Origin of the sequence: Nocardiopsis sp. EMB25, from assembly GCF_026797795.1 — a bacterium.
Taxonomy (GTDB): domain Bacteria; phylum Actinomycetota; class Actinomycetes; order Streptosporangiales; family Streptosporangiaceae; genus Nocardiopsis; species Nocardiopsis lucentensis.
Genome location: NZ_JAMTDN010000001.1, coordinates 960376 through 981684 on the forward strand (window position 1 = coordinate 960376; position 21309 = coordinate 981684).

A 21309-nucleotide genomic window follows, 5' to 3' on the forward strand; every position below is an offset into this window, starting at 1 on the left:
CTCCTGACTCCGGTCGATGACGGGGGAGTGGTGGACCGTTGGATGGGGCCATGAACGGTGCCACACCGATATGGTGGCCAAAGTGGCGCCCGTGTTGAAGCGCCAATCGGGACAACTGGCCCGAGACGGGGATGGCTGGGGGAAGCATGGTGCGGCAGAGTGGTCACCGCGGGACGGAGCGGACCCCCACCAGGGGCGGCGGTCGGCGGATCAACGGCCGTCTGCTGGCCCGCCTCATCGGGGAGGCGCCCGTCGAACGCCCCTACTACCTGGCCATCGCCCGGTCCGTCAGCGGACTGGTCCTGGACGGCCGCGTCCCCACCAACACCCGCCTGCCCGCCGAGCGCGACCTGGCCGCCGCCCTCGGCGTCAGCCGCAACACCGTCACCGCCGCCTACGCCTGGCTGCGCGACAACCGCTTCCTGGACAGCCGTCAGGGCGCGGGCAGCTGGACCGTCCTGCCCGACACCGGCACCAGCGAGCTGTCACCGTTCGCCCCGGTCGCCGAGCACATCGACCTCGGCGTGGCCGCCCCGCCCGCCGTGGAGGGTCTGCGCGCCGCCTCGTTCCAGGCAGCCGAGCAACTCGCCGCGCACGTGGGCGGGCTCGGCTACTACCCCTACGGCCTTCCGGAACTGCGGCACGCGATCGCCCGCCGCTACGTCGAGCGCGGTCTGCCCACCACCCCCGAGCAGATCTTCGTCACCAACGGTTCCCAACAGGGCATCGCCCTCCTGTTGGACCTGCTGGCCCAGCCCGGCGACGAGGTCCTGGTCGAGTCGCCCACCTACCCGCACGCGGTGGACGCGATCCGCAGGGCGGGCGCCCGCATCCGGACCGTCGGCGTCACCCCCCAGGGGTGGGACATGGAGTACCTGTCCGACGCCTTCCGCCAGTGGAAACCGGGACTGGCCTACCTCATCCCCGACTTTCAGAACCCCACCGGCGCGCTGATGGACGACGAGGAACGCCGCGTGCTCGTCCGCGAGGCGCGCAGGGCGGACACCCACCTGATCATCGACGAGACCGTCGCGGAACTGGCCATCGACTCCGGTGACCTGCCCGTTCCGGTGGCCGCCCACGACACCGACGGACGGGTGCTGACCGTCGGCTCGGTGGCCAAGCTCCTGTGGGGAGGGCTGCGCGTGGGCTGGATCCGCGCCACGCCGCCGATGGTGGCACGGCTGATGTCCGCGCGCCAGCGGTTCGACCTCGCCGGGGCGGTGCTCGACCAGCTCACCGTCACGCACCTGCTGGCCGACGTGATGCGGATCCGCGCCGAACGCAGCCGTCAGCTGCGGCGCAACCGCGACGCCCTGGTGCACGCGCTGCGCGAGCGTCTGCCGGACTGGCGGCCCAGCGTGCCCGGAGGCGGCCTGGTGCTGTGGGCCACGCTGCCCCACCCGGTCGCCGGTGCCCTCGCGGTGGCCTCGACCCGGCACGGCGTGCACCCGGCGGCGGGACCGGTGTTCGGTGTCGACGGAACCCTGGAGCGGTACGTGCGCCTGGCCTACGCCCAGCCGCCGGACGTGCTGTCCGACGCGGTGGACCGGTTGGCCGCCGCCTACGCGGACACCCTCGCGCACCCGGTCCAACCGCGCGGCCAGCTCTTCGTCTGAGGAACGGCCCCGGGGCGCCGTGGTCCGCCCTCCTCCGGTCCCCGGCGTCAGCCCGGGGAGCCGTCGGTGAACCGTCGGGCGAAGCGGACCACCTCGGCCAGCACCTCGTCCCGGTTGGTCTCGTTGAACAGCTCGTGCCGGGCCTCGGGGAAGATCCGGACGGTCACGTCCGAGCCCGCGAGGACGTCGACGCCCCGCTTGCTGCCGGCGAGCGGAACCAGGGCGTCGTCGGAGCCGTGCAGCCACAGCAGCGGCAGGTCCCCCACACAGCCCGCCGCCTCGATCCGGTCGAGTTCGGTGAGCATCGCCTGGATCGTGGGCCGCTTGAAGGGACCGTGCCAGACGAGTGCGTCGGCGGCGTAGGCGGCGCCGACGTCGGGGTCGCGGGAGAGCACGGCGGGGTCGATGGGCACGTCCGGGATCTCCTCCAGGTCACGCAGCGCCTCCAGCACCTCCCAGCGCCCGAGGACGGGTGAGGACACGACCAGAGCGCGCGGCACCTCGGGGTGGGTCTGGGCGTAGCGGGCGGCGATGAGGCCGCCCATCGAGTGTCCGATGAGGACCAGCGGGAGCGAGCGGTAGGCGGTGCGCGCCTGGGTGATGACACGGTGGACGTCCTCCACCACTCCGGCGAAGTCGTCGATGAGCACCCGCTCGCCCGAGGAGCGGCCGTGCCCCCGGTGGTCGGCGCCGTAGACGACCGCGCCCGCCGCGACCAGGTCCTCCGCGACCCTCTCGTAGCGCCCGAGGTGTTCGCCGTAGCCGTGGACCAGTACCGCCAACCACGTCGGTTCGCCCTCGGCGGGCGCCCACGCCCGTGCCGCCAGCTTCCCCGACCCGTCGGGTCCGCCCGCCAGGGCCCACTCGCGTGTGGTGATCACGGCGCTTCGCCTCCTCGTCTGCGACGATCTCTGGGAGGAACACCCTATGGCGGCGCGGTCCTGGCACGCACGCAGGGGAGGACTGTCGTTGACTCCCGTGGCCTGAGTGAGCCGAGGGGACACCGCCACACCACGGGCATCAGGCGTGTAACGATCGACGCGTCCGTTCGTAGTCGCGCCCCAGGCGGGAGGGCCTTCGTTCGTAGGGGGGAACGAAATACGGCATAAGGTGCGATGTTATCTACTCCACATAAAAGGTGATCTTCTACGCTAACCAGTGGGTATCCCTCGGGCGGGTCTATCCGAGCCCAACCCGTCCGGTAACTCAGACTGGAGAGGGTGACGCTCGTGCTGGCCGACTCCTACGGACGAGTGGCGACCGACCTACGCGTGTCGCTCACCGACCGCTGCAACCTCAGGTGCACCTACTGCATGCCGCCTGAGGGCTTGGAATGGCTGCCCAAGCCGGAACTGCTCACCGACGACGAGCTCCTGCGCCTGATCCGCGTCGGAACCACCCGCCTCGGCATCACCGAGGTCCGCTTCACCGGTGGTGAACCCCTCCTGCGCCGCGGCCTGCCCGGCCTCGTCGCGGGGACCACCGCCCTCACCCCCCGACCGCAGACCGCCCTCACCACCAACGGCATCGGACTGGCCCGCATGGCCCCCGCCCTGGCCGAGGCGGGGCTGGACCGCGTCAACGTCTCCCTCGACACCCTGCGCCACGACCGCTTCGAGCAGCTCGCCCGCAGGCGCCGCCTCCAGGACGTCCTCGACGGCATGGCCGGCGCGGCCGAGGCCGGGCTGACCCCCGTCAAGGTCAACGCGGTGCTCATGCGCGACATCAACGACGACGAGGCACCCGACCTCCTCCGCTACTGCGTCGAGCACGGCTACGAGCTGCGGTTCATCGAACAGATGCCGTTGGACGCCCAGCACGGCTGGCGCCGCGACACCATGGTCACCGCCGACGAGATCCTCGCCCGCCTGGAGGCCGACTTCACCCTGGAGGCCGCCGACGCCGAGACGCGCGGCAGCGCCCCCGCCGAACTCTTCCACGTGCGTGGCGCCCGCTTCCCCAACGGGGAGCCGGCCACCGTCGGCGTGATCGGCTCCGTGACCCGGCCCTTCTGCGGTGCGTGCGACCGCGTGCGCCTCACCGCCGACGGTCAGATCCGCAACTGCCTGTTCGCCCGGGAGGAGTCCGACCTGCGCGCCCTGCTGCGCGGCGGCGCGACCGACGAGGAGATCGCCGACAGCTGGCGGGCGGCCGTGGCCACCAAGCTCCCCGGCCACGGCATCAACGACCCCTCCTTCCTCCAACCGGCCCGCCCGATGTCGGCGATCGGCGGCTGACGGCCCGGTAGCCACCCCGTCCGAACGGGCACGACAGTGGAAGGGGAGGAGCACGACCGCAGCGGACCAGGAAGCCGTGGCCATGCCGAGAACGGACGCCGGTCACCGGACCACCGCCCACACCGCGGACCTGACGGTGCGGGCGTGGGCGCCGACCCGGGAGCGGTGTGTCGCGCACGCCGTCGCCGGAGTGGTGGAGAGCGTCGTCGGAACCGGGCCGCCGCCCGCGACGACGACCGTCGAACGCGACCTGGAGGGCGCGACCGACGCCGACCTCCTCGCTGCGGTGATCGACGAGGTCGTCTACCTCCTGGAGACCAGGGGGCTGCTCCCGGCCGCGACCGAGGTGCTGGCCACGCCCACCGGGCTCCGTGCGCGGTTCTCGATGGTCGACGCCGACGCGCTCGAACCCGTCGGCGCGGTCCCCAAGGCCGTCTCCCTGCACCGGCTGCGCTGTGAACGCGGCCCGGAGGGATGGTGGTGCACCGTGACGATCGACGTCTGAGATCGGGCCCGGGAGGGGCCCGACCACGAGCAGTGGTCCCTTGACGTATCCGGGAGCGCGCCATGCGCATCACCGAAGAGACTCCGTACCGGTTCCGTGTCGAACGAGAGGGAGGGATGCGGGTACCGGGCATCGTGTTCGCGTCGCGACGGCTGCTGCCCGACCCCGCGGCGGACGAGTCACTGCGCCAGGTGGCCAACGTGGCGACCCTGCCGGGCATCGTGGCGGCCTCCTACGCGATGCCGGACATGCACTGGGGCTACGGTTTCCCCATCGGCGGCGTCGCCGCCACCGACGTGGACGAGGCCGGAGTGGTCTCGCCGGGCGGGGTGGGGTTCGACATCTCCTGCGGCGTTCGACTCCTCGCAGCGGACCTCGACCGGGAGGCGCTCGAACCGAGGCTCGGCGCGGTCATGGACGCCCTCGGCCACAGCGTCCCGCGCGGCATGCAGCGCGGCAGCGTGTGGCCGATGCCCGACGCCCGGCGGCTCCGCGACGTCCTGGAGGGCGGGGCGTGCCACGCGGTGGACATGGGCCACGGCGTGCAGCGGGACCTGGTGCGGTGCGAGGACGGCGGGCGGATGGCCGACGCCGACCCGGGGCGGATCAGCCCCCGGGCGGTGGAACGCGGGCTCGGACAGGTCGGCAGCCTCGGCTCGGGCAACCACTTCCTGGAGGTCCAGGCGGTCGAGGAGGTCTACGACGCGCGGGCGGCGCGGGTCTACGGGCTGCGGCCGCGCCAGGTCTGCGTGATGATCCACACCGGGTCACGCGGCCTCGGGCACCAGGTCTGCTCCGACCAGGTGCGCGTGATGGAACGGGCGATGGAGTGCTACGGGATCTCGGTCCCCGACCGGCAGCTCGCCTGCGCCCCGGTCGAGTCGAGGGAGGGGCGCGCCTACCTCGGGGCGATGGCGGCGGCGACCAACTTCGCGCGGGTCAACCGCCAGCTGCTCGGCGAGGCCGCACGCCGGGCCTTCGCCACCCACGCGGGCTGCGGCCTCGACCTCGTCTACGACGTGTCCCACAACCTCGCCATGGTGGAGACCCACGTCGTCGACGGGCGGCGGCGCCGACTGTGCGTGCACCGCAAGGGCGCCACCCGGGCGTGGCCGCCCGGCCACCCCGACCTGCCCGCCGACCTGACCGACGTCGGCCAGCCCACGCTCATCCCCGGCACGATGGGGACCGCCTCCTACGTCCTGGCCGGTGTCCCCGAGGGGAGGGCGTTCCACTCCACCTGCCACGGCGCGGGCCGGGTGATGAGCCGCCACGAGGCCGTGCGCAGGGTGCGGGGCGAGGCGCTGCGCCACGACCTGGAGGAGCACGGGATCGCGGTGCGCGGGACGTCGTGGAAGGGGCTGGCCGAGGAGGCGCCGTCCGCGTACAAGGACGTCGCCGACGTGGTGGACGCCAGCGTCGGCGCGGGCCTGTGCCGCAGGGTGGCCCGGCTCGTGCCCCTGGGCGTCGTCAAGGGGTGAGGCCCGCCGCCTCCGCGGAAAATCCGGTTGCCTCCCTGCACCGACTCTGGCTGGATGTTGCGGGGCGAACACCGGTTCGCCCCGCACAGGCCCGATCAGGAAAGGGAGGTGGCCTGTCATGTCCTACACCGAGGTCGCCGGTGAACGCGTTCCCATCCGCATGTGGGCCGACCCGGACCAGGTCGAGGCCCAGGCGATGGACCAGCTGCGCAACGTCACCCGGATGCCCTGGATCCACGGACTGGCCGTGATGCCGGACGTGCACTACGGCAAGGGCGCCACGGTCGGCTCCGTCATCGCCATGCGCGACGCCGTCAGCCCCGCCGCCGTCGGCGTGGACATCGGCTGCGGCATGACCGCCGTGCGCACGGACCTGACCGCCGAGCGGCTCCCCGACGACCTGGGCCGACTGCGCTCGGCCCTGGAGGCGGCGATCCCCGTCGGGTTCCACGCCCACGACGAACCGGTCGACCCCGCGACCGTGCCCGGCCTGCGCAGCTCGGGCTGGGACCGGTTCTGGAGCGGCTTCGACGACCTCGCCGAGGCCGTGCACCCGAGACTGACCAAGGCCCGCCGCCAGATGGGCTCCCTCGGCGGCGGCAACCACTTCCTGGAGGTGTGCCTGGACGACGACGGAGCGGTCTGGCTCGTCCTGCACTCCGGGTCGCGCAACATCGGCAAGGAACTGGCCGACCACCACATCGGCAGGGCACGGTCCCTGGCGCACAACCAGGGCCTGGTCGACCGCGACCTGGCGGTGTTCCTCGCCCGCACACCCGAGATGGCCGACTACCGCCGCGACCTGTTCTGGGCCCAGGACTACGCGCGGCGCAACCGCGACGTCATGATGGGCCTGGCGTGCCGGACCCTGGCCGACCAGATCCCGGGCACCGGGTTCGACGAGTGGATCTCCTGCCACCACAACTACGTCGCGGAGGAGACCTACGACGGCGTGGACGTGCTCGTCACCCGCAAGGGCGCCATCCGCGCGGGCAAGGGTGATCTCGGGATCATTCCCGGTTCCATGGCGACCGGGACCTACATCGTGCGCGGTCTGGGCAACCCGGCCTCGTTCAACTCCGCCTCGCACGGGGCGGGCCGCCGGATGAGCCGGAACAAGGCACGCAAGACGTTCACCAAGGCGGACCTGGAGGAGCAGACCAGGGGCGTGGAGTGCCGCAAGGACATCGGGGTCGTGGACGAGATCCCCGGCGCCTACAAGGACCTGGAGTCGGTGATCGAGGCCCAGACCGATCTGGTCGAGGTGGTCCACCACCTGCGCCAGGTGGTGTGCGTCAAGGGCTGACCGGTACGGGGCGACCCGCCCACGCGGGTTGGCCCCCGCGTGGTCCATCCTGGGAGGGTGAGCAGCACACCACCAGTGGGCCTGGACGCGGTCATCCTCGCCGGAGGCGCCGCCCAGCGCATGGGCGGTGCCGACAAGCCCGGCCTGGCCGTCGCCGGGCGCACGATGCTGGAGCGCGTCGCCGACGCGGTCCGCGCCCACGCCCCGGACGCCCGTCTCATCGTGGTCGGCCCGCCCCGGGAGAGCCCGCCCGCCCTCTACGTCCGGGAGGACCCGCCTGGGGCCGGACCTGTGCCCGCCCTGCGCGTCGGGCTGGCGCACGTGCGCGCGCAACGGTTCGCGCTGCTGGCCGCCGACCTGCCGCGCCTGACCGCCGCCCACCTGGCCGAACTCGCCGAGGCACTCGACGAGACGGCCTCCGGAGCCGTGTACGTGGACGCGGGGGGCCGTGAACAGTGGCTGACGGGAGTGTGGCGCACCGGCGCCGTCCGCGCGGCACTCGCCGACTACCGGGGCCGGTCCCTGTACCGCCTTCTCGGCCCGTTGGACCCCCGCCCGGTCACCCTCGCCGACGACGGCGCCGAGTTCGACTGCGACACTCCCGAGGACCTCGCCCACGCCCGCCGCGCCCTCGAACGGGACACGTCGGCCGAGACCTGAGCCACCGGCTCAGCTGCCGATCGCGTGCCCGGTGGCCTCGCCGCATGTGCGGCAGCCCGGCCGTCCGGCGGACGGATCCGCCGCCGAACCCGTCGTCGGCGACCTGGATCCCGGCCCGGGAGGGTCAGCGGTTCCGGTATTCGTCCATGGGAACGACCTCGCGCAGGAACCCTCGCATGTCGAGGAAGTTCGACAGGTACTCCCGGTGCTCGTCGCAGGCGGTCCACACCTTGCGGCGGTCGGGGGTGTGCAGCTTCGGGTTGTTCCACAGCAGCGCCCAGACGGCGTCCGCGTGGCAGTCACGGCGGGAGCAGCGCGGTTCCACGGCCGGATTACCCAATTCTGACCCCCAGCGGGATACGCGGCTCGCATGGTCAAGCCGTGGTCACGATCGGTCGTCGCCGCCCAAACCGGCGGAGAAAAGGGCGACGCCGGGTGGCTACGGGGGCAAACCACCCGGCGTCGCTCACGATGTTCCGACGGGGGCTCGAAACATCGCCGCGCGCTCCGACGGGGGACCGAAGCGCTAGAAACCAATGTACACCGACGCCCCCCGGGGTACGTCAAGAGTCAGTTACGACGTTGTCTCGGGGGAGTCCCGCCAGTCGAAGGTCTTAAGTCCCAGGTCAGGACCAATCTGACACTTGACCAGGATGTGGTCGATCCGTGCCCGGAACGGTGCCGTCGGGGGTCAATCCCGCACCAGGAAGGGGTGGGGGCCGTGCCCGGAAACGGTAAAGCCGCGCGCCCGGGTTCCCGATCGCCGTCGGTGGCACGGGGGAGCGGTCGGTGTGGCGAAAGGGGAACACGGGGAGGCAGGGACACGGGGGGTCGCGTTCGCGCGACCGGGCAACGGACAACGCAGGGGGTCGCTCATGTCCCACCACACGTATCGCGTCACGGAGATCGTCGGAACCTCGCCGCAGGGGATCGACCAGGCCATCCGCAACGGCATCGACCGGGCCGCGGGCACGCTGCGGGGCCTTGACTGGTTCGAGGTCACCGAGATCCGCGGCCACATCGAGGACGGCGTGATCGCGCACTACCAGGTCGGCCTGAAGGTCGGGTTCCGTCTGGAGGACTGAGCGGGAACCTCAGCCGGGTCCCGGGCGGCACGTCCGGGACCCGTCAGCGCGCGGGGACCGTTCCGGTGCGCCGCCGGGGGGCGTTCGGGAAACGGGTGGCCCCGGCCCGCGCCCCGGCCCGCTCAGCCCGCGTCGGAGGGGTCGGCGCCGCGCTGGACGTCGACGTGCACGTGGTCCAGGTGGCGCAGGATCTCGTTGTCGGGGTCCGCCTCGTAGTCGCGCCAGCCCAGGGACGGGTAGAAGGTGCTCCAGATCCGGTCGTCGAAGATGATCACGGCCACGTCGTAGTCGGGCGCGTGCGCGATCAGCCAGTGCGCCATGACCCATCCCGCGCGCCTGTTGTCCTCGCTGACCGGACGGTAGAAGACGTCGATCGCCCGGCCCTCGTAGTGCGCCGAGTCGTCGCCGTGCCCGGTGTCGTAGCCGCCCGGGAAGAAGCCGCCCAGGCTCAGCCCGGCGAAGACCTCCTCCATGCCGTTCCTGAGGTGGTCCGCGCGCGCGGTGAGTCCGGACGACTCCAACTCCTCCTGGACCTCCAGGCTCTGGTCGTTGGTGGACCGGCAGGTGAGCGACGGTCCGGGGTCCCCCGGTGGCCCCTCCTCCAACACGGCCAGTACCTGTGGGGGGATGTCACTGGTGTCGGGTGCCTCGACGGGGGCGTCGTCCCCCTGGACGGCGACCGCGGCGGCGGTGGTCGCGCGCCGTGCCTGGTCCCGGTCGAGGGAGAAGCGCTCCTCGCCCACCCACGCCGAGCACTCCGGTCCCCAGGGAGCCGAGACCCCCTGGCCGCCGGTGCGCTCCACCACCCAGCGCGCGGCCAGGACGATGACGGCCGTGAGGGCCACCAGGATCGCCACGGAGAGGATCAGCCCGTTCCAACGACCGGAGGACCAGCGCGATGCGTTCGCCATCTCCCCACCCTCCACACTCGTGCGCCGGGCCCGGAACCGGGCCCGGCGAAGGACACCGGTAGATCCTCAACCCCGAAGGGGCCGCGCGCATTTCCGCCGTTGCCGACTCATTCCGTCAACCGTGCGTTCCGATGAAGCTGACCGAGGGCGGACCGGCGCGTGTGACCAGTGCCGATCCATGGTCTCACCGGGCAGGGGCGCGAACGCACGAGGCCCCGTCCGGCCGGAAGCGGCCAGAGGGGGCCGTGAACCGTGTGTGGCGCGAAACGGGCCCGCGCGGTCGCCGCGCTCAGCCGCGGCCGGGCGTCACGGGCACAGGGCGTCCAGGTCGCTCGGGTCGGCTCCGACCTGGCGGCCGGGGTCGGCGGGGGAGGGCTCGGCCAGGCCGGTGTAGTCCTGCCACTCGGTCCGGTCGTCCTCGGGGGCGGTCCCCTCCTGGGCGGGGTCCTCGGTCGACGGAGAGGCCGAGGGGGACGGGTCGACGGGGAGCACGTCGTCCTCGGACTGCTCGCCGATGGCGCTCGCGACCAGGTCGCGTACGGCGTCCCAGTCCGGGTTGCCCGTGTTCACCTGGGGCGGGGAGAGCTGGAGGGTGCTCATCGACCCGGTGCTGGTGACCGTGTCGGCGAGCTCGATGAAGGCGGGGACCTTGGTCTGGGGGATGTCCGTGCTCAGCGTGCGCTCGGTCGCGCCCGCCAGCCGCCGGTAGCTGGTCAGGATGGTCCCCGGGTCGACCTGTTCGGCCACGTACTTGATCATGCAGCCCTGGCGGCCCATCCGGCCGTAGTCGTCGGAGAGGACCCGGGAACGCCCGTACCAGAGCGCCTCGTGGCCGTCGAGACGCTGCAGGCCGGGCTCCAGCACCCCGCCGTGCACGCCGTAGGGGATCGGCTCCTCGATGAGGACCTCGATCCCTCCGACCGCGTCGATCAGGTCGCGAAAGCCCATCATGTCGACCATGGCGTAGTACTTGACGTCCAGGCCGATGTTGTAGCCGATGACGGTCTTGAGGGTGTCGGCGGAGGGGTCGGCCACGAGCGGGTTGACCGCCAGCTCCTCCGGCTCCTCGGCGACCGTCTGGTAGACCTCGTTGAGCAGGTCGTCGAAGCCGTACGGGGCGGGGTAGCGCTCGGCCAGGGCGGTGCCCGGCGGGAACTGGGCGTTCTCCAGGTTGCGGGGGAGGCCGACGAGCACCGTGTCACCGGTCTCGATGTCCACGCTGGCGACCATCATCGAGTCGGTCCGCGCGCCGTAGCGGTTCTCCGCGGAGTCGGCGCCGATGAGCAGGACGTTGATCCGTTCGGCGCCGTTCCAGGGATCGGCGGCGTCGTGCGGCTCGTCGTCGGGCTGGGGCGCGCCGAAGACCGAGGACAGCGTGCGCTGCGTCGTGTACCCGCCGTGCAGGGCCACGGCCGCGGGCAGGGCGACCGTCAGGCACAGGACGGTGACGACGACTCCGCTGAGCAGCCGCCGACCGAGCGGGGCCTCCTTGGGCCGGGTGATCACCCAGGAGTGCACGATGATCGACAGCCACAGCACCGTCACCACGAACACCGTGGCCATGGCGCCCACGAGCCACCTGTTCTGGACGGCCATACCGGCGAGGATGGCCGTGGTGCTGGTGTCGTGGGCTGAGATCCACACCCACCAGCCCACGAGCGCGACGATGCCGAGCAGGTACGTGCCCAGGACCGCCAGGCCCGCCCGACGGAGTCCCATGCGCAGGTGGGCCACTCCCGGCAGGGGCAGCGACGCGGCGGTCCACAACAGGGCCCGCCCCGTGCCCGGCCGCGCGGGTGCCTCTTCCCGCTGGTCTTCTTCGGCTGCCACCGGCGATTCCTCTCCAGCCGCGGGGCGGAGACCTCCGCCCCATGTGGTCGCGTCCGCCGCGGTCGCCGAGCGGAGGACGCGCTCGCGGCGTCCGGGGATCGGCCCGAACGCCTCCGTCAGTACACCTACGAGGGCGCGGCCCCGCTTCCCCGGGGGCGTGTTCGCGCCTTCGGACAGGTCACACGGGCCGTGCACGGGTGCGTGAGGACGGTGTCCTCCGCGCGGGCGTGCGACGCGCCCGTGAGTTCAGTGTGGCGCTTTGCCGGACTTGTGTGCACGGCGGTCGCCTCATTAGGGATGTTCTATACAAGTCTGTTATGTGACCGAGAGGTCGGCGGTGGGGGGTTGGGTGGTGCTTTCGGGCCGATCAAAGGGGTGAAACCGTCGATTTCTTTCTCGATCAGTAGTGAACCGGCGCGACAACTGCGATGATCTGGCCGCAGGAGGGGGCGTCGTCCGGGGGAAGGGCGACGTCATGGGAATGAAAGGCACCATCGTGCTCGATGCGGTTGACGCGGCGCTGATGCGCGCGTTGCAGGGGGACGGCAGAGCGACGTTCCAGGCGCTGGCCGACGGGGTCGGCCTGTCCCGGACGGCGGTGCGCGCCAGAGTGCGCCAGCTCGTGCACTCAGGCGCGATCAGGATCGTGGGTGTCCTCCACGCCGGCGTCGTCGGTATGGAGGTCCTCGGCCACGTCTCGTTCCGGGTGAACGGTCCCGTGGGTCCGTTGATGGAGGCCCTGGACGAGCGTGAGGCCGTGACCTTCGCCGCGCACTCGGCCGGGCGCTTCCCGGCCGTCGCGCAGGTGAGGGTGGCCGACGACGGGGCGCTCACCAAGGAGCTGGCGGAGTTGCGCGCGCTGCCGGGCGTGGACGGGGCGGAGGTCTTCCGGGCCAACGCCGTGTTCAAGGACGCCCACAGCAGCGTGCGGGAGCTCAGGGACGTGGAGCTGGACGCCCTGGACTGGCGGCTGGTGCGCCAGCTGCTCAGGGACGGTCGCGCCTCGTACGCGGATCTGGCCCGCCAGGTGGGTCTGTCGCAGGCGGCGGCCCGCTCCCGCGTGGTACGGCTGCTCAACTCGGGGGTGGTGCACGTCACCGCGATCGTGGAGCCGTCGGCCGTGGGGGCCAACGAACAGCTCGGCTTCGGCCTGCGGTGCCGGGGAGACGCCGAGGCCGTGGGCGCGGCCCTGGCCAACATGCCCGGTGTGTCCTTCCTGGCCAGCGGGTTCGGGCGCTACGACGTGGTGGGAACGCTCACCGCGCCCGACCGCCAGCAGTTGGTGGAGGCTCTGGAAGGGGTCCGGGTCGCGCCGGGGGTGGCCCACGCGGAGACGTGGGACCACCTGTCGGTGCGCAAGGAGCGCCGCGGGGGCGAGCGCCCGGCGGGGTGGGTCCCCGTCTGACCCCTGTGCCGAGGTCCGGCGCGCACGTCCTCGGGCCCGCGGTCCGGGGCGTGCGCGTTCGGCGCGGGCCCAAATGTAACCGCCGGTAACATTTTTACGTGTTTCCGGGGCGTATGTCTTGCGTCACGCTTAAGTTACCCGTGAGTATAGAGGCGGGCCGGTGCGAGCCGGCCGCACCAGGCGCGGGTGTAGTGGGAGGCTGACGTGGCGCTTGCGAGGACGTTGACGGCGGTGGGCACGGCTGCTCTGGCCAGGAATGGAGGCCGCCCGTTCGGGACGCACCTGTTCTCGGTCTGGCCGGGGGCGGCGTTCGCCGCGACCGCCTTCCCGGTCCGCTGCGTCCCGGGGGACAACCTGGCCATCCACGTGGCCGTCGCCCAGGCCCCGACCGGCTCCGCCCTGGTCGTGGACGTGGCGGGCGAGCCCGAGTACGGGTATGTGGACGAGATCATCGCGGTGGCCGCGCGCACGCGCGGCGTCGTGGGCATCGTCCTCGACGGCTGCGTGCGCGACATCGCCGCCATCGCCCACAGCGAGCTGCCGGTCTTCGGGGCCGGGGTCGCCGTGCGCGAGGCCGGACACGACGCCGGAGGGGCGGTCGGTCAGCAGATCAGCATGTCGGCCGCCGGCGGCCCGGGGCCCCTGCCCGTCCGCCGCGGTGATTGGATCGTCGCCGACGACGACGGGGTGGTGTGCCTGCCGCGCGGCCAGGTCAGCGCGATCATCGCCGACACCGTGAGCGGTATCACCCGCGACCGTGCCATCGTCGACGCCGTGCACGCGGGGGAGAGCACGCTGGACCTGCTCGGCCTGGACCCCTCGCGGGTCTCGGGTTGGGAGGGCGCGGCCGACCGCGACTCCGTGCGGGGCGCCGGACGCGCGCGCTCCCGTACCGCCCGTCTCGACCAGGCCGCGCGTGGCGCTGACGGCCGTTCGGCGCTCCGGCCGGGCGTCGTGGCGTCCCGACGGGTCGCGGGCGACGTCTACGGCGGCGACTGACGGCCGCGGAGCGCACACGCGACCCGGGTGAGGGCCCGGGGTCCGCCGGATGGGCGGACCCCGTCTCACTCCTCGGCGAGGGAGAGCAGTTCGTCGATGTAGCAGGTCGCCTCACGGGCCGCCGCGGTCGCGTCGGCCGCCCGGACCGCCTCGACCAACTTGGAGTGGTCGATGCCCTCGGCCGCCGTGGAGGGCTGCCCGCCGGCCTCCTCGTTCTGCTCGTAGGCGGTGTGCGCGATGCTCGCGTAGACCACCTGCGCGATGTCGTCGTACAGATCGATGAGCAGGGTGTTGTGCGTGGCGTTGACCACCGCCCGGTGCAGGGTGAAGTCCGCCTCCACGAACGCGCTCATGTCGCGGGCCCGCCAGGCCTCCTCGCGCAGGTCCATGGCACGGTCGATGTCGGCCATGTCCTCGTCGCTGTGCCGCAGCGCGGCCAGGCGAGCGGCCTCGACCTCCAGCGCGCGGCGGACCTCCAGGTTCTCGCGCAGCCGTGAGCGCTCCAGACGGCGGCGCAGGGCCCCGCCCAGTTCGCTGGAGGCGCGGACGAAGGTCCCGGCGCCCTGGCGGATCTCCAACAGGCCCGCGTGGGCGAGGGCGCGGACGGCCTCGCGGACGGTGTTGCGGCCGACCTCGAGCTGATCGGAGAGTTCGGACTCGGTGGGGATGCGGTCGCCGACGCCCCATTCCCCCGAGTCGATCTGGGCTCGTAACTGACTGATGACCTGGTCCACGAGGCCGGTCCGGCGTGTCGAGGCGAGGGGCACGCTTGTTCCTCCTAGGGGCGGGTCGCCGGATGACAGGGCGAGTGCGCGTGTTCGGATCGGTTAGGCGGGAGCTTAGACCAGTCGGGGCGCGGAATCGTCGGTGAACGGCAATGCGTTATCCTCATGAAGTACATTGGGTCATCCTATGAATTTGTGAGGCACTTCGCATGGGCGCCGCGCCAGCTCCACTGAAGACGCCGACGAGCGGTCACCCGGCACGGGAGACCGCTCCTTCGCGTTCCCGGTGGGCGGTCCCCCTGCTGGTCGCGGCCGGTATCGGACTGGCCGCCCTCAACCTGCGCACCGCGATCACCAGCGTGGGCCCCGTGCTCGACGAGGTGACCGCGGGCCTGGGCATGACCGCGGTGGGCGCGGGTGTCCTGACCACGCTTCCCGTCCTGTGCTTCGCCCTGTTCGGCGGTCTCACCCCGACCCTGGCCCGTCGCCTGGGCGACCACCACCTCCTGGTGTACGCGCTGGTGGCGCTCGTGATCGGCCTCGTCGGGCGCGCCGCGGCACCCGCCCCCTGGCTCTTCCTCGCACTGAGCGTCGTCGCACTGGCCGGTGGCGCGATCGGAAATGTCATCCTGCCCGCCCTCGTCAAGTACCACTTCCCCCACCGGGTCGGTCTGATGACGACGGTCTACACCACCGCGCTCGCCGCGGGGACCGCCCTCGCCGCCGCCGCGACCGTTCCGCTGGAGCAGGCCACGGGGGACTGGCGGATCGCCCTCGGCTCCTTCGCCGTGTTCGGGGTCGTGGCCGTCCTGCCTTGGCTGCTCGTCCTGCGGCACGGCCAGCGCGGCGGCCGCAAGGGGCGCGTGCTGGGCGTGCGCGAGGTCCTGGGCACCGCCATCGGCTGGCAGAGCGTGCTGTACTTCGGGACGCAGTCCTCGGTGGCCTACATCATGTTCGGCTGGTACGCGCAGATGCTGCGCGACCAGGGGATGGACGCCCAGACCGCCGGGCTGGCCCTGTCCTACCTGGCCACACTCGGCGTCCCGATGTCGCTGATCCTGCCGACCCTGCTGACCCGTGTGCGCGACCAGCGCCCGTTCGTCGGCGTGTTCGCCGTCGCCTACCTCATCGGGATCGGCGGCATGTGGATCGCCCCGATGTCCGGTGTGTGGGTCTGGACGACCTTCATCGGCGTGGGCATGGGCAGCTTCGTCTACGCCCTGACCGTCTTCGCGCTGCGCACCCGCACGGGTGAGGGCACCGCCGCGATGTCGGCGTCCAGCCAGAGCCTGGGCTACCTCATGGCGGGGGCCGGGCCGTTCCTGTTCGGTCTGCTGCACGAGTTGTCCGGCGACTGGCGCGCGCCGCTGGCCCTGGTGCTGGGCCTGGTCGCGGTCAACGTGGCCGTCGGGTTCCTGCTGGGGCGTCCCCGCTATCTGGAGGACGCCATCGCCGAGCGGGACCGTCGCCGGTCGGTCGGGACCGCGGCCTAGCCGGTCCGGCCACGCGCACGCCGCGAAAATAACCTGACAATCCAGACAAAGTCCAACAAAATTACCTACATGGATACCTACGTCACCGCTCCCGAGCGACTCGGAGAGACCGTGCTGACCGACGGCCGCACACTGGCCTGGGCCGAGTGGGGGCCGCGGGACGGCGTCCCCGTCCTGCTCGTCCCCGGGGCCGCCACGAGCCGGCTGCTGGGGATCGGCGCCGGCGCGGCCGAGGCGCTCGGCGTCCGCCTGGTCTGCGTCGACCGCCCGGGGCTGGGCGCGTCCTCGCCCGCGCCGGGGCGCACCTTCGCGGACTTCGCCGACGACGTCGCCGACCTCGCACGGCGCCGCGGACTGGGGTGTGTGCCGGTCGTCGGCAACTCCCAGGGCGCGCCGTTCGCGCTGGCCTGCACGATCGCGGGCGCCACGGGACCGGCCGCCCTGGTCTCGGCGGCCGATGAGGTGGCCCACCCCGCCTTCGCCGACGTCCTCCCCGACGACCTGCGTTCCCTGGTCGAACGCGTCGCCGCCGACCGGCGGGGCGCGGAGGAGCTCTTCCGCGGACTCGGACCCGAGGCGATGTGGTCGATGGTCGCGGGCGGCGCCCCGGAGAGCGACCTGGCCGTCTACCGTTCCCCCGCGTTCGAGGCGGCCTACCTGGCCGCGCTGGGGGAGGGGTTCGCCCGGGGCGGGGACGGATACGCCCGCGACACCGTGTTGGCGATGGGGCGGTGGCCCTTCGACCTCGCGGCCGTGACCGCGCCGGTCGACCTCTGGTACGGCGCCCAGGACACGGTCCACTCACCCGACAACGGCGCCACACTCGCCTCCCGTATCCCGGGCGCCGAGCGGCACGTGGTCCCCGGAGTCGGCGGAGCGGTGCTGTGGACGCACGCCGAGCGGATCCTGTCCGTCCTGTTGGAACGGGCGGCGTCCTAGACGGGGAGCCAGTCCAGGCGACCGATGAGGTACACCGACCCGACGAAGGCGACGACGTCGATGAGCGTGTGCGCGACCACCAGCGGCATCACCCGCCCGTAGCGGTGGTAGAACCAGCCGAAGACCGCGCCCATCACCAGGTTGCCGAAGAACATCCCGACGCCCTGGTACAGGTGGTAGAAGGCGCGCAGGACCGAGCTGAGCAGGATCGCGCGCCAGGGTGACCAGCCCAGCTGGCCCAGCCGGTGCAACAGGTACCCGACCACGATCACCTCCTCCAGCACGCCGTTCTTGGCCGCCTGGAGCACCAGGACCAGGGTGTCCCACCAGTTGCCGTCCAGGGTGCTCGGGTCGATCGTGACCGTCAGGCCGAGCCGCCAGGACACCACGTACACCGCCAGTCCGCCGGTTCCGATCAGGGCGGCGAGCACGGCGCCGCGCCCCAGGTCGGAGCCGGGGCGGCGCACGTCGAAACCCACGGTGCGGGCGCCCTCCCCGGTGCGGTGCAGCAGGTGCACGACCAGCAGGACGGGTGCGAGCGCGATCACCACCGCGTACAGCTGCCAGGTCAGATCCAGCCAGGGACGCTGGTCGGCGCGGGGGCGCACCAGGGTCGCGGTCTGCTCGGCCAGGGACTCCGGCGCGGTCAGCGCGCCGACGAAGTGGATGGTCGCCGACACCGCCGCCGCGCCGAGGGAGAGCGCCAGGACGGTCGCGATCTCCCAGCGCAGCAGGCGCGGGGAGGGGAGCACGGCGTCCGCGGCCGTGGTGGTCTCGCTTGGGGCCGGTGCGGCCTCGTCACGGGTCTCGTCAGTCACGTCTCGACTCTAGGAAACGCGCGACGGTGGCCGGGCACGGGAACACGAAGGGCCGTTGGCCATGCGCGTGTGACACGGACCGCGCATGGCCAACGGCCAGGGGGGACGGTCGTCCCGCCCCGCCCCAGCCACGAAAGCGGGGAGGGACGACCGTCGGGGAACGAAGACCAGCGTCAGTGAGCCGCTGAGAACTGGTCTTCCTCGGTGGAGCCGGTGAGAGCCGTGGTGCTGGCCTCGGGGGAGATGGTCGTGCTGATCGCGTCGAAGTAGCCGGTGCCGACCTCGCGCTGGTGGCGGGTGGCGGTGTAGCCCTGGGCCTCGGCCGCGAACTCGGCCTCCTGGAGCTCGACGTAGGAGGTCATGCCGTTCTGGGCGTAGCCCTTGGCCAGGTTGAACATCGAGTAGTTCAGCGAGTGGAAGCCGGCCAGGGTGATGAACTGGAACTTGTAGCCCATGTGGCCCAGCTCGCGCTGGAACTTCGCGATGGTCGCGTCGTCCAGGTGGCGCTTCCAGTTGAAGGACGGGGAGCAGTTGTAGGCGAGCATCTGGTCCGGGTACTCGGCCTTGATGCGCTCGGCGAACTGGCGGGCGACCTCCAGGTCGGGGGTCGCGGTCTCCATCCACAGCAGGTCGGAGTGCGGGGCGTAGGCCAGACCGCGGGCCACGCAGGCCTCGACGCCGTTGCGGAAGCGGTAGAAGCCCTCGGCGGTGCGCTCGCCCGTGATGAAGGGCTGGTCGCGCTCGTCGATGTCGCTGGTGATCAGGGTCGCGGCCTGGGCGTCGGTCCGGGCGATGACCAGGCTCGGGACGCCGGCGACGTCCGCGGCGAGGCGGGCGGAGTTCAGCGTCTTGACGTGCTGGCTGGTCGGGATGAGGACCTTGCCGCCCAGGTGGCCGCACTTCTTCTCGGAGGCCAGCTGGTCCTCCCAGTGGACACCCGACGCACCGGAGGCGATCATGCCCTTCATCAGCTCGTAGGCGTTGAGGACGCCACCGAAACCGGCCTCGGCGTCGGCGACGATCGGCGCGAGCCACTCGGGGGCGCTGTCGTCACCCTCGGCCCAGGTGATCTGGTCGGCGCGCAGGAGCGCGTTGTTGATGCGACGGACCACGGCCGGGACGGAGTTGGCCGGGTAGAGGCTCTGGTCCGGGTAGGTGCTGCCGGAGAGGTTGGCGTCGGCCGCGACCTGCCAGCCGGAGAGGTAGATGGCCTTCAGGCCGGCGCGGACCTGCTGGACGGCCTGGTTACCGGTGAGGGCGCCGAGGCTGTTGACGTAGTCCTCGGTGTGCAGCAGGTCCCAGAGGCGCTCGGCGCCGCGGCGGGCCAGGGTGTGCTCCTCCTGGACGGAGCCGCGGAGCTTGACCACGTCGTCGGCGGAGTAGGTGCGCTCGATACCGGCCCACCGGGGGTTGGTCTCCCAGTCGCGCTGGAGTTCGGCGCTGGCTTCCTGTCGTCGAGCGCTGGTGCCCATGTTCGATCCCGCCTTACGTGTAGTCCCCAAGGTGTTCGCACCGGTCGAGGGAGGCTCGTCCAGGGCCGCCGGGGGTGAGCCCTGGGCGGTAAGTTCCCCGCCGGTAACTATGATTCTTGAGCAAGATCCACAGGTTTTCCACTCGAAACCGTGCGAAGAAGCTTGATTCTTTCCGTACCATGAACGCATGGCGTACTTTGGTGCTGAAGAAATACCGTCTTTGACAGGTGACCTGGATCTCGTCACGTTCGGCCAGCGGCTCCGTCATCTTCGCCGCGCACGCGGGCTGACCCTCTCTGACCTGGGAGAGCGTGTTGGTCGGGCGCCCTCCCAGCTGTCCCTGCTGGAGAACGGCAAACGCGAGCCCAAGCTCTCCCTCCTCACGTCCCTGGCCTCCGCCCTCAACGTCTCGGTCGAGGAACTTCTGTCCAAGCAGCCGCCGAGCCGCCGCGCGCAACTGGAGATCGCGGTCGAGGAGGCCCAGCGCGACTCCCTCTACCAGCAGCTCAACCTCCCCCATCTGAAGGTCGGCAAGCGGGTCCCCAACGACGTGCTCGAACACATCGTGGGTCTGTACGACGAACTCAAACGGCGCAGCGCCAAGCCGACCGCCACCCCCGAGGAGGCGCGCCGGGCCAACGCCGACCTGCGGCGCCAGATGCGCGAGCGCGGCAACTACTTCGAGAACATCGAGAAGGCGGCGGCCGAGACACTGGCCGCCGTCAACTACAGCGCGGGCGCCCTCTCCCAGGGACAGATCCTCGCGATCGCCACCCACCACGGCTTCACCCTCCGGTACGTGCAGGACCTGCCCCGCTCGGTGCGCTCCCTGACCGACCACGTCAACCGGCGCATCTACCTCAAGCGCGAGACCTCGCTGGGCATGCACAGCCCTCGGACGATCCTCCTCCAGACCCTGGGCCACGTGATCCTGGGGCACGGGCAGCCGCGCGACTTCGGCGACTTCCTGCGCCAGCGGGTGGAGGCCAACTACTTCGCGGCCGCCGTCCTCATCCCCGAGTCCACCGCCGTCACCTACCTCCAGGAGGCCAAGCAGGCCCGCGACCTGTCGGTGGAGGACCTGCGCGACGTCTACTCCGTCTCCTACGAGATGGCCGCGCACCGGTTCACCAACCTCGCCCACCGGCACCTGGACCTGGTCTGCCACTTCATCCGCAACGACGAGACCGGCATCATCTACAAGGCCTACGAGAACGACGGCCTGGTCTTTCCCACCGACGACACCGGGGCGATCGAGGGCCAGCGCATGTGCCGTCAGTGGTCGGGGCGACAGGTCTTCGCCTCACCGGACCGCTACTCGATCTACTACCAGTACACCGACAAGCCCAACGGGACGCACTGGTGCGTGGCGCACGTCGACCCCAGCCGGGAGCGCAACTTCGCGATCACCCTCGGCGTGCCCTACAAGGAGTCGCGCTGGTTCCGCGGCCGCGAGACCACCAACCGCACCCAGTCCAACTGCCCGACGGGGGAGTGCTGCGTGCGGCCGCCCGCCGACCTGACCGCCCGCTGGGAGGGCAACGTGTGGCCGTCGGCGCGCGCCCACTCCCACGTGCTGTCCGCCCTTCCCTCGGGGACCTTCCCGGGTGTGGACGAGCACGATGTCTACACCTTCCTGGAGAAGCACAGCGGAGACTGACGGACCGCTGACGACGGGCGGGGCCGGTGCGCGGGGGGACGCGCGCCGGCCCCGCCCGCGTGTGCGGGCGGCGGGGGCGATTGTGTCGGCCCAGCCTCCCTGTTACCGTTGGTAACACCTAACGGCCGACCCTCCCCCGGGAGGGACCACAGAAGGATGTAAGC

At 71.8% G+C, this 21309-nt stretch carries 19 protein-coding genes; 12 read left to right on the top strand and 7 right to left on the bottom strand.

Annotated features, from left to right (window positions below; genetic code table 11):
• Positions 1-146: 146 nt before the first annotated feature.
• Positions 147-1619 (top strand): MocR-like transcription factor YczR, encoded by a 1473-nt coding sequence (yczR, locus tag KIK06_RS04180; protein ID WP_268641969.1) that lies wholly within the window; start codon positions 147-149, stop codon positions 1617-1619.
• Positions 1620-1666: 47 nt separating this feature from the next.
• Here the strand turns inward: yczR and KIK06_RS04185 are convergent, their stop codons facing one another.
• A complete protein-coding gene (locus KIK06_RS04185) occupies positions 1667-2500 on the bottom strand; it encodes an alpha/beta hydrolase (RefSeq protein WP_268641970.1) in 834 nt (277 codons plus the stop codon).
• A 348-nt stretch (positions 2501-2848) separates the two neighbouring features.
• On the opposite strand from KIK06_RS04185, the gene moaA reads away from it, so the two are divergent.
• From moaA to mobA, 5 genes are all read left to right on the top strand, one after another.
• A complete protein-coding gene (gene moaA, locus KIK06_RS04190) occupies positions 2849-3856 on the top strand; it encodes a GTP 3',8-cyclase MoaA (protein ID WP_026127359.1) in 1008 nt (335 codons plus the stop codon).
• A gap of 82 nt (positions 3857-3938) precedes the next feature.
• Complete coding sequence (locus tag KIK06_RS04195; RefSeq protein ID WP_268641971.1) at positions 3939-4361, top strand: archease; 423 nt, start codon at positions 3939-3941, stop codon at positions 4359-4361.
• Positions 4362-4423: 62 nt separating this feature from the next.
• On the top strand, positions 4424-5842 hold the full coding sequence (locus KIK06_RS04200) for an RtcB family protein (RefSeq protein ID WP_268641972.1): 1419 nt from the start codon (positions 4424-4426) through the stop codon (positions 5840-5842).
• A gap of 118 nt (positions 5843-5960) precedes the next feature.
• Complete coding sequence (locus KIK06_RS04205) at positions 5961-7148, top strand: RtcB family protein (RefSeq protein ID WP_268641973.1); 1188 nt, start codon at positions 5961-5963, stop codon at positions 7146-7148.
• A gap of 57 nt (positions 7149-7205) precedes the next feature.
• Complete coding sequence (mobA, locus tag KIK06_RS04210) at positions 7206-7808, top strand: molybdenum cofactor guanylyltransferase (protein ID WP_268641974.1); 603 nt, start codon at positions 7206-7208, stop codon at positions 7806-7808.
• Between the two features lie 124 nt (positions 7809-7932).
• Here mobA and KIK06_RS04215 read toward each other — a convergent pair whose 3' ends face one another.
• Complete coding sequence (locus KIK06_RS04215) at positions 7933-8133, bottom strand: hypothetical protein (protein WP_268641975.1); 201 nt, start codon at positions 8131-8133, stop codon at positions 7933-7935.
• Between the two features lie 550 nt (positions 8134-8683).
• Here KIK06_RS04215 and KIK06_RS04220 point away from each other — a divergent pair.
• Entirely contained in the window at positions 8684-8893 is a 210-nt protein-coding gene (locus KIK06_RS04220) for a dodecin (protein ID WP_017597296.1), read from the top strand.
• A 122-nt stretch (positions 8894-9015) separates the two neighbouring features.
• On the opposite strand, the gene KIK06_RS04225 is transcribed toward KIK06_RS04220, so the two are convergent.
• Both KIK06_RS04225 and KIK06_RS04230 read right to left on the bottom strand, forming a co-directional pair.
• The gene (locus KIK06_RS04225; RefSeq protein WP_268641976.1) at positions 9016-9804 is read right to left on the bottom strand and encodes a hypothetical protein; all 789 of its coding nucleotides are present in this window, start codon (positions 9802-9804) and stop codon (positions 9016-9018) included.
• A 306-nt stretch (positions 9805-10110) separates the two neighbouring features.
• Positions 10111-11634 (bottom strand): LCP family protein, encoded by a 1524-nt coding sequence (locus tag KIK06_RS04230; protein WP_268641977.1) that lies wholly within the window; start codon positions 11632-11634, stop codon positions 10111-10113.
• Positions 11635-12130: 496 nt separating this feature from the next.
• On the opposite strand from KIK06_RS04230, the gene KIK06_RS04235 reads away from it, so the two are divergent.
• Both KIK06_RS04235 and KIK06_RS04240 read left to right on the top strand, forming a co-directional pair.
• Positions 12131-13039, top strand: coding sequence for an Lrp/AsnC family transcriptional regulator (locus KIK06_RS04235; RefSeq protein ID WP_026127363.1), 909 nt, complete (start codon positions 12131-12133; stop codon positions 13037-13039).
• A 231-nt stretch (positions 13040-13270) separates the two neighbouring features.
• On the top strand, positions 13271-14038 hold the full coding sequence (locus KIK06_RS04240; RefSeq protein ID WP_268645844.1) for an RraA family protein: 768 nt from the start codon (positions 13271-13273) through the stop codon (positions 14036-14038).
• A gap of 65 nt (positions 14039-14103) precedes the next feature.
• On the opposite strand, the gene KIK06_RS04245 is transcribed toward KIK06_RS04240, so the two are convergent.
• On the bottom strand, positions 14104-14805 hold the full coding sequence (locus KIK06_RS04245) for a FadR/GntR family transcriptional regulator (RefSeq protein WP_017597301.1): 702 nt from the start codon (positions 14803-14805) through the stop codon (positions 14104-14106).
• Positions 14806-14972: 167 nt separating this feature from the next.
• Here KIK06_RS04245 and KIK06_RS04250 point away from each other — a divergent pair, with 167 nt between their 5' ends.
• Together KIK06_RS04250 and KIK06_RS04255 are read left to right on the top strand one after the other, a co-directional pair.
• On the top strand, positions 14973-16256 hold the full coding sequence (locus tag KIK06_RS04250) for a CynX/NimT family MFS transporter (protein WP_268641978.1): 1284 nt from the start codon (positions 14973-14975) through the stop codon (positions 16254-16256).
• 69 nt (positions 16257-16325) lie between these two features.
• On the top strand, positions 16326-17195 hold the full coding sequence (locus tag KIK06_RS04255) for an alpha/beta fold hydrolase (RefSeq protein ID WP_268641979.1): 870 nt from the start codon (positions 16326-16328) through the stop codon (positions 17193-17195).
• Here the strand turns inward: KIK06_RS04255 and KIK06_RS04260 are convergent.
• On the bottom strand, positions 17192-18013 hold the full coding sequence (locus KIK06_RS04260; RefSeq protein WP_442789737.1) for a CPBP family intramembrane glutamic endopeptidase: 822 nt from the start codon (positions 18011-18013) through the stop codon (positions 17192-17194). The genes KIK06_RS04255 and KIK06_RS04260 overlap by 4 nt on opposite strands.
• Before the next feature lie 173 nt (positions 18014-18186).
• A complete protein-coding gene (aceA, locus tag KIK06_RS04265) occupies positions 18187-19485 on the bottom strand; it encodes an isocitrate lyase (protein WP_268641980.1) in 1299 nt (432 codons plus the stop codon).
• A 220-nt stretch (positions 19486-19705) separates the two neighbouring features.
• Here aceA and KIK06_RS04270 point away from each other — a divergent pair, with 220 nt between their 5' ends.
• Positions 19706-21145: an XRE family transcriptional regulator gene (locus KIK06_RS04270; RefSeq protein ID WP_017597305.1), complete on the top strand. Its 1440-nt coding sequence runs from the start codon at positions 19706-19708 to the stop codon at positions 21143-21145.
• Positions 21146-21309 lie beyond the last annotated feature (164 nt).

Bases quoted from the DNA above. Each gene is read 5' to 3' on its own strand.
- KIK06_RS04225 (WP_268641976.1), bottom strand. From the start codon at position 9,804: ATGGCGAACGCATCGCGCTGGTCCTCCGGTCGTTGGAACGGGCTGATC.
- KIK06_RS04220 (WP_017597296.1), top strand. From the start codon at position 8,684: ATGTCCCACCACACGTATCGCGTCACGGAGATCGTCGGAACCTCGCCG.
- KIK06_RS04205 (WP_268641973.1), top strand. From the start codon at position 5,961: ATGTCCTACACCGAGGTCGCCGGTGAACGCGTTCCCATCCGCATGTGG.
- KIK06_RS04255 (WP_268641979.1), top strand. From the start codon at position 16,326: ATGGATACCTACGTCACCGCTCCCGAGCGACTCGGAGAGACCGTGCTG.
- yczR (WP_268641969.1), top strand. From the start codon at position 147: ATGGTGCGGCAGAGTGGTCACCGCGGGACGGAGCGGACCCCCACCAGG.
- KIK06_RS04250 (WP_268641978.1), top strand. From the start codon at position 14,973: ATGGGCGCCGCGCCAGCTCCACTGAAGACGCCGACGAGCGGTCACCCG.
- KIK06_RS04195 (WP_268641971.1), top strand. From the start codon at position 3,939: ATGCCGAGAACGGACGCCGGTCACCGGACCACCGCCCACACCGCGGAC.
- aceA (WP_268641980.1), bottom strand. From the start codon at position 19,485: ATGGGCACCAGCGCTCGACGACAGGAAGCCAGCGCCGAACTCCAGCGC.
- KIK06_RS04200 (WP_268641972.1), top strand. From the start codon at position 4,424: ATGCGCATCACCGAAGAGACTCCGTACCGGTTCCGTGTCGAACGAGAG.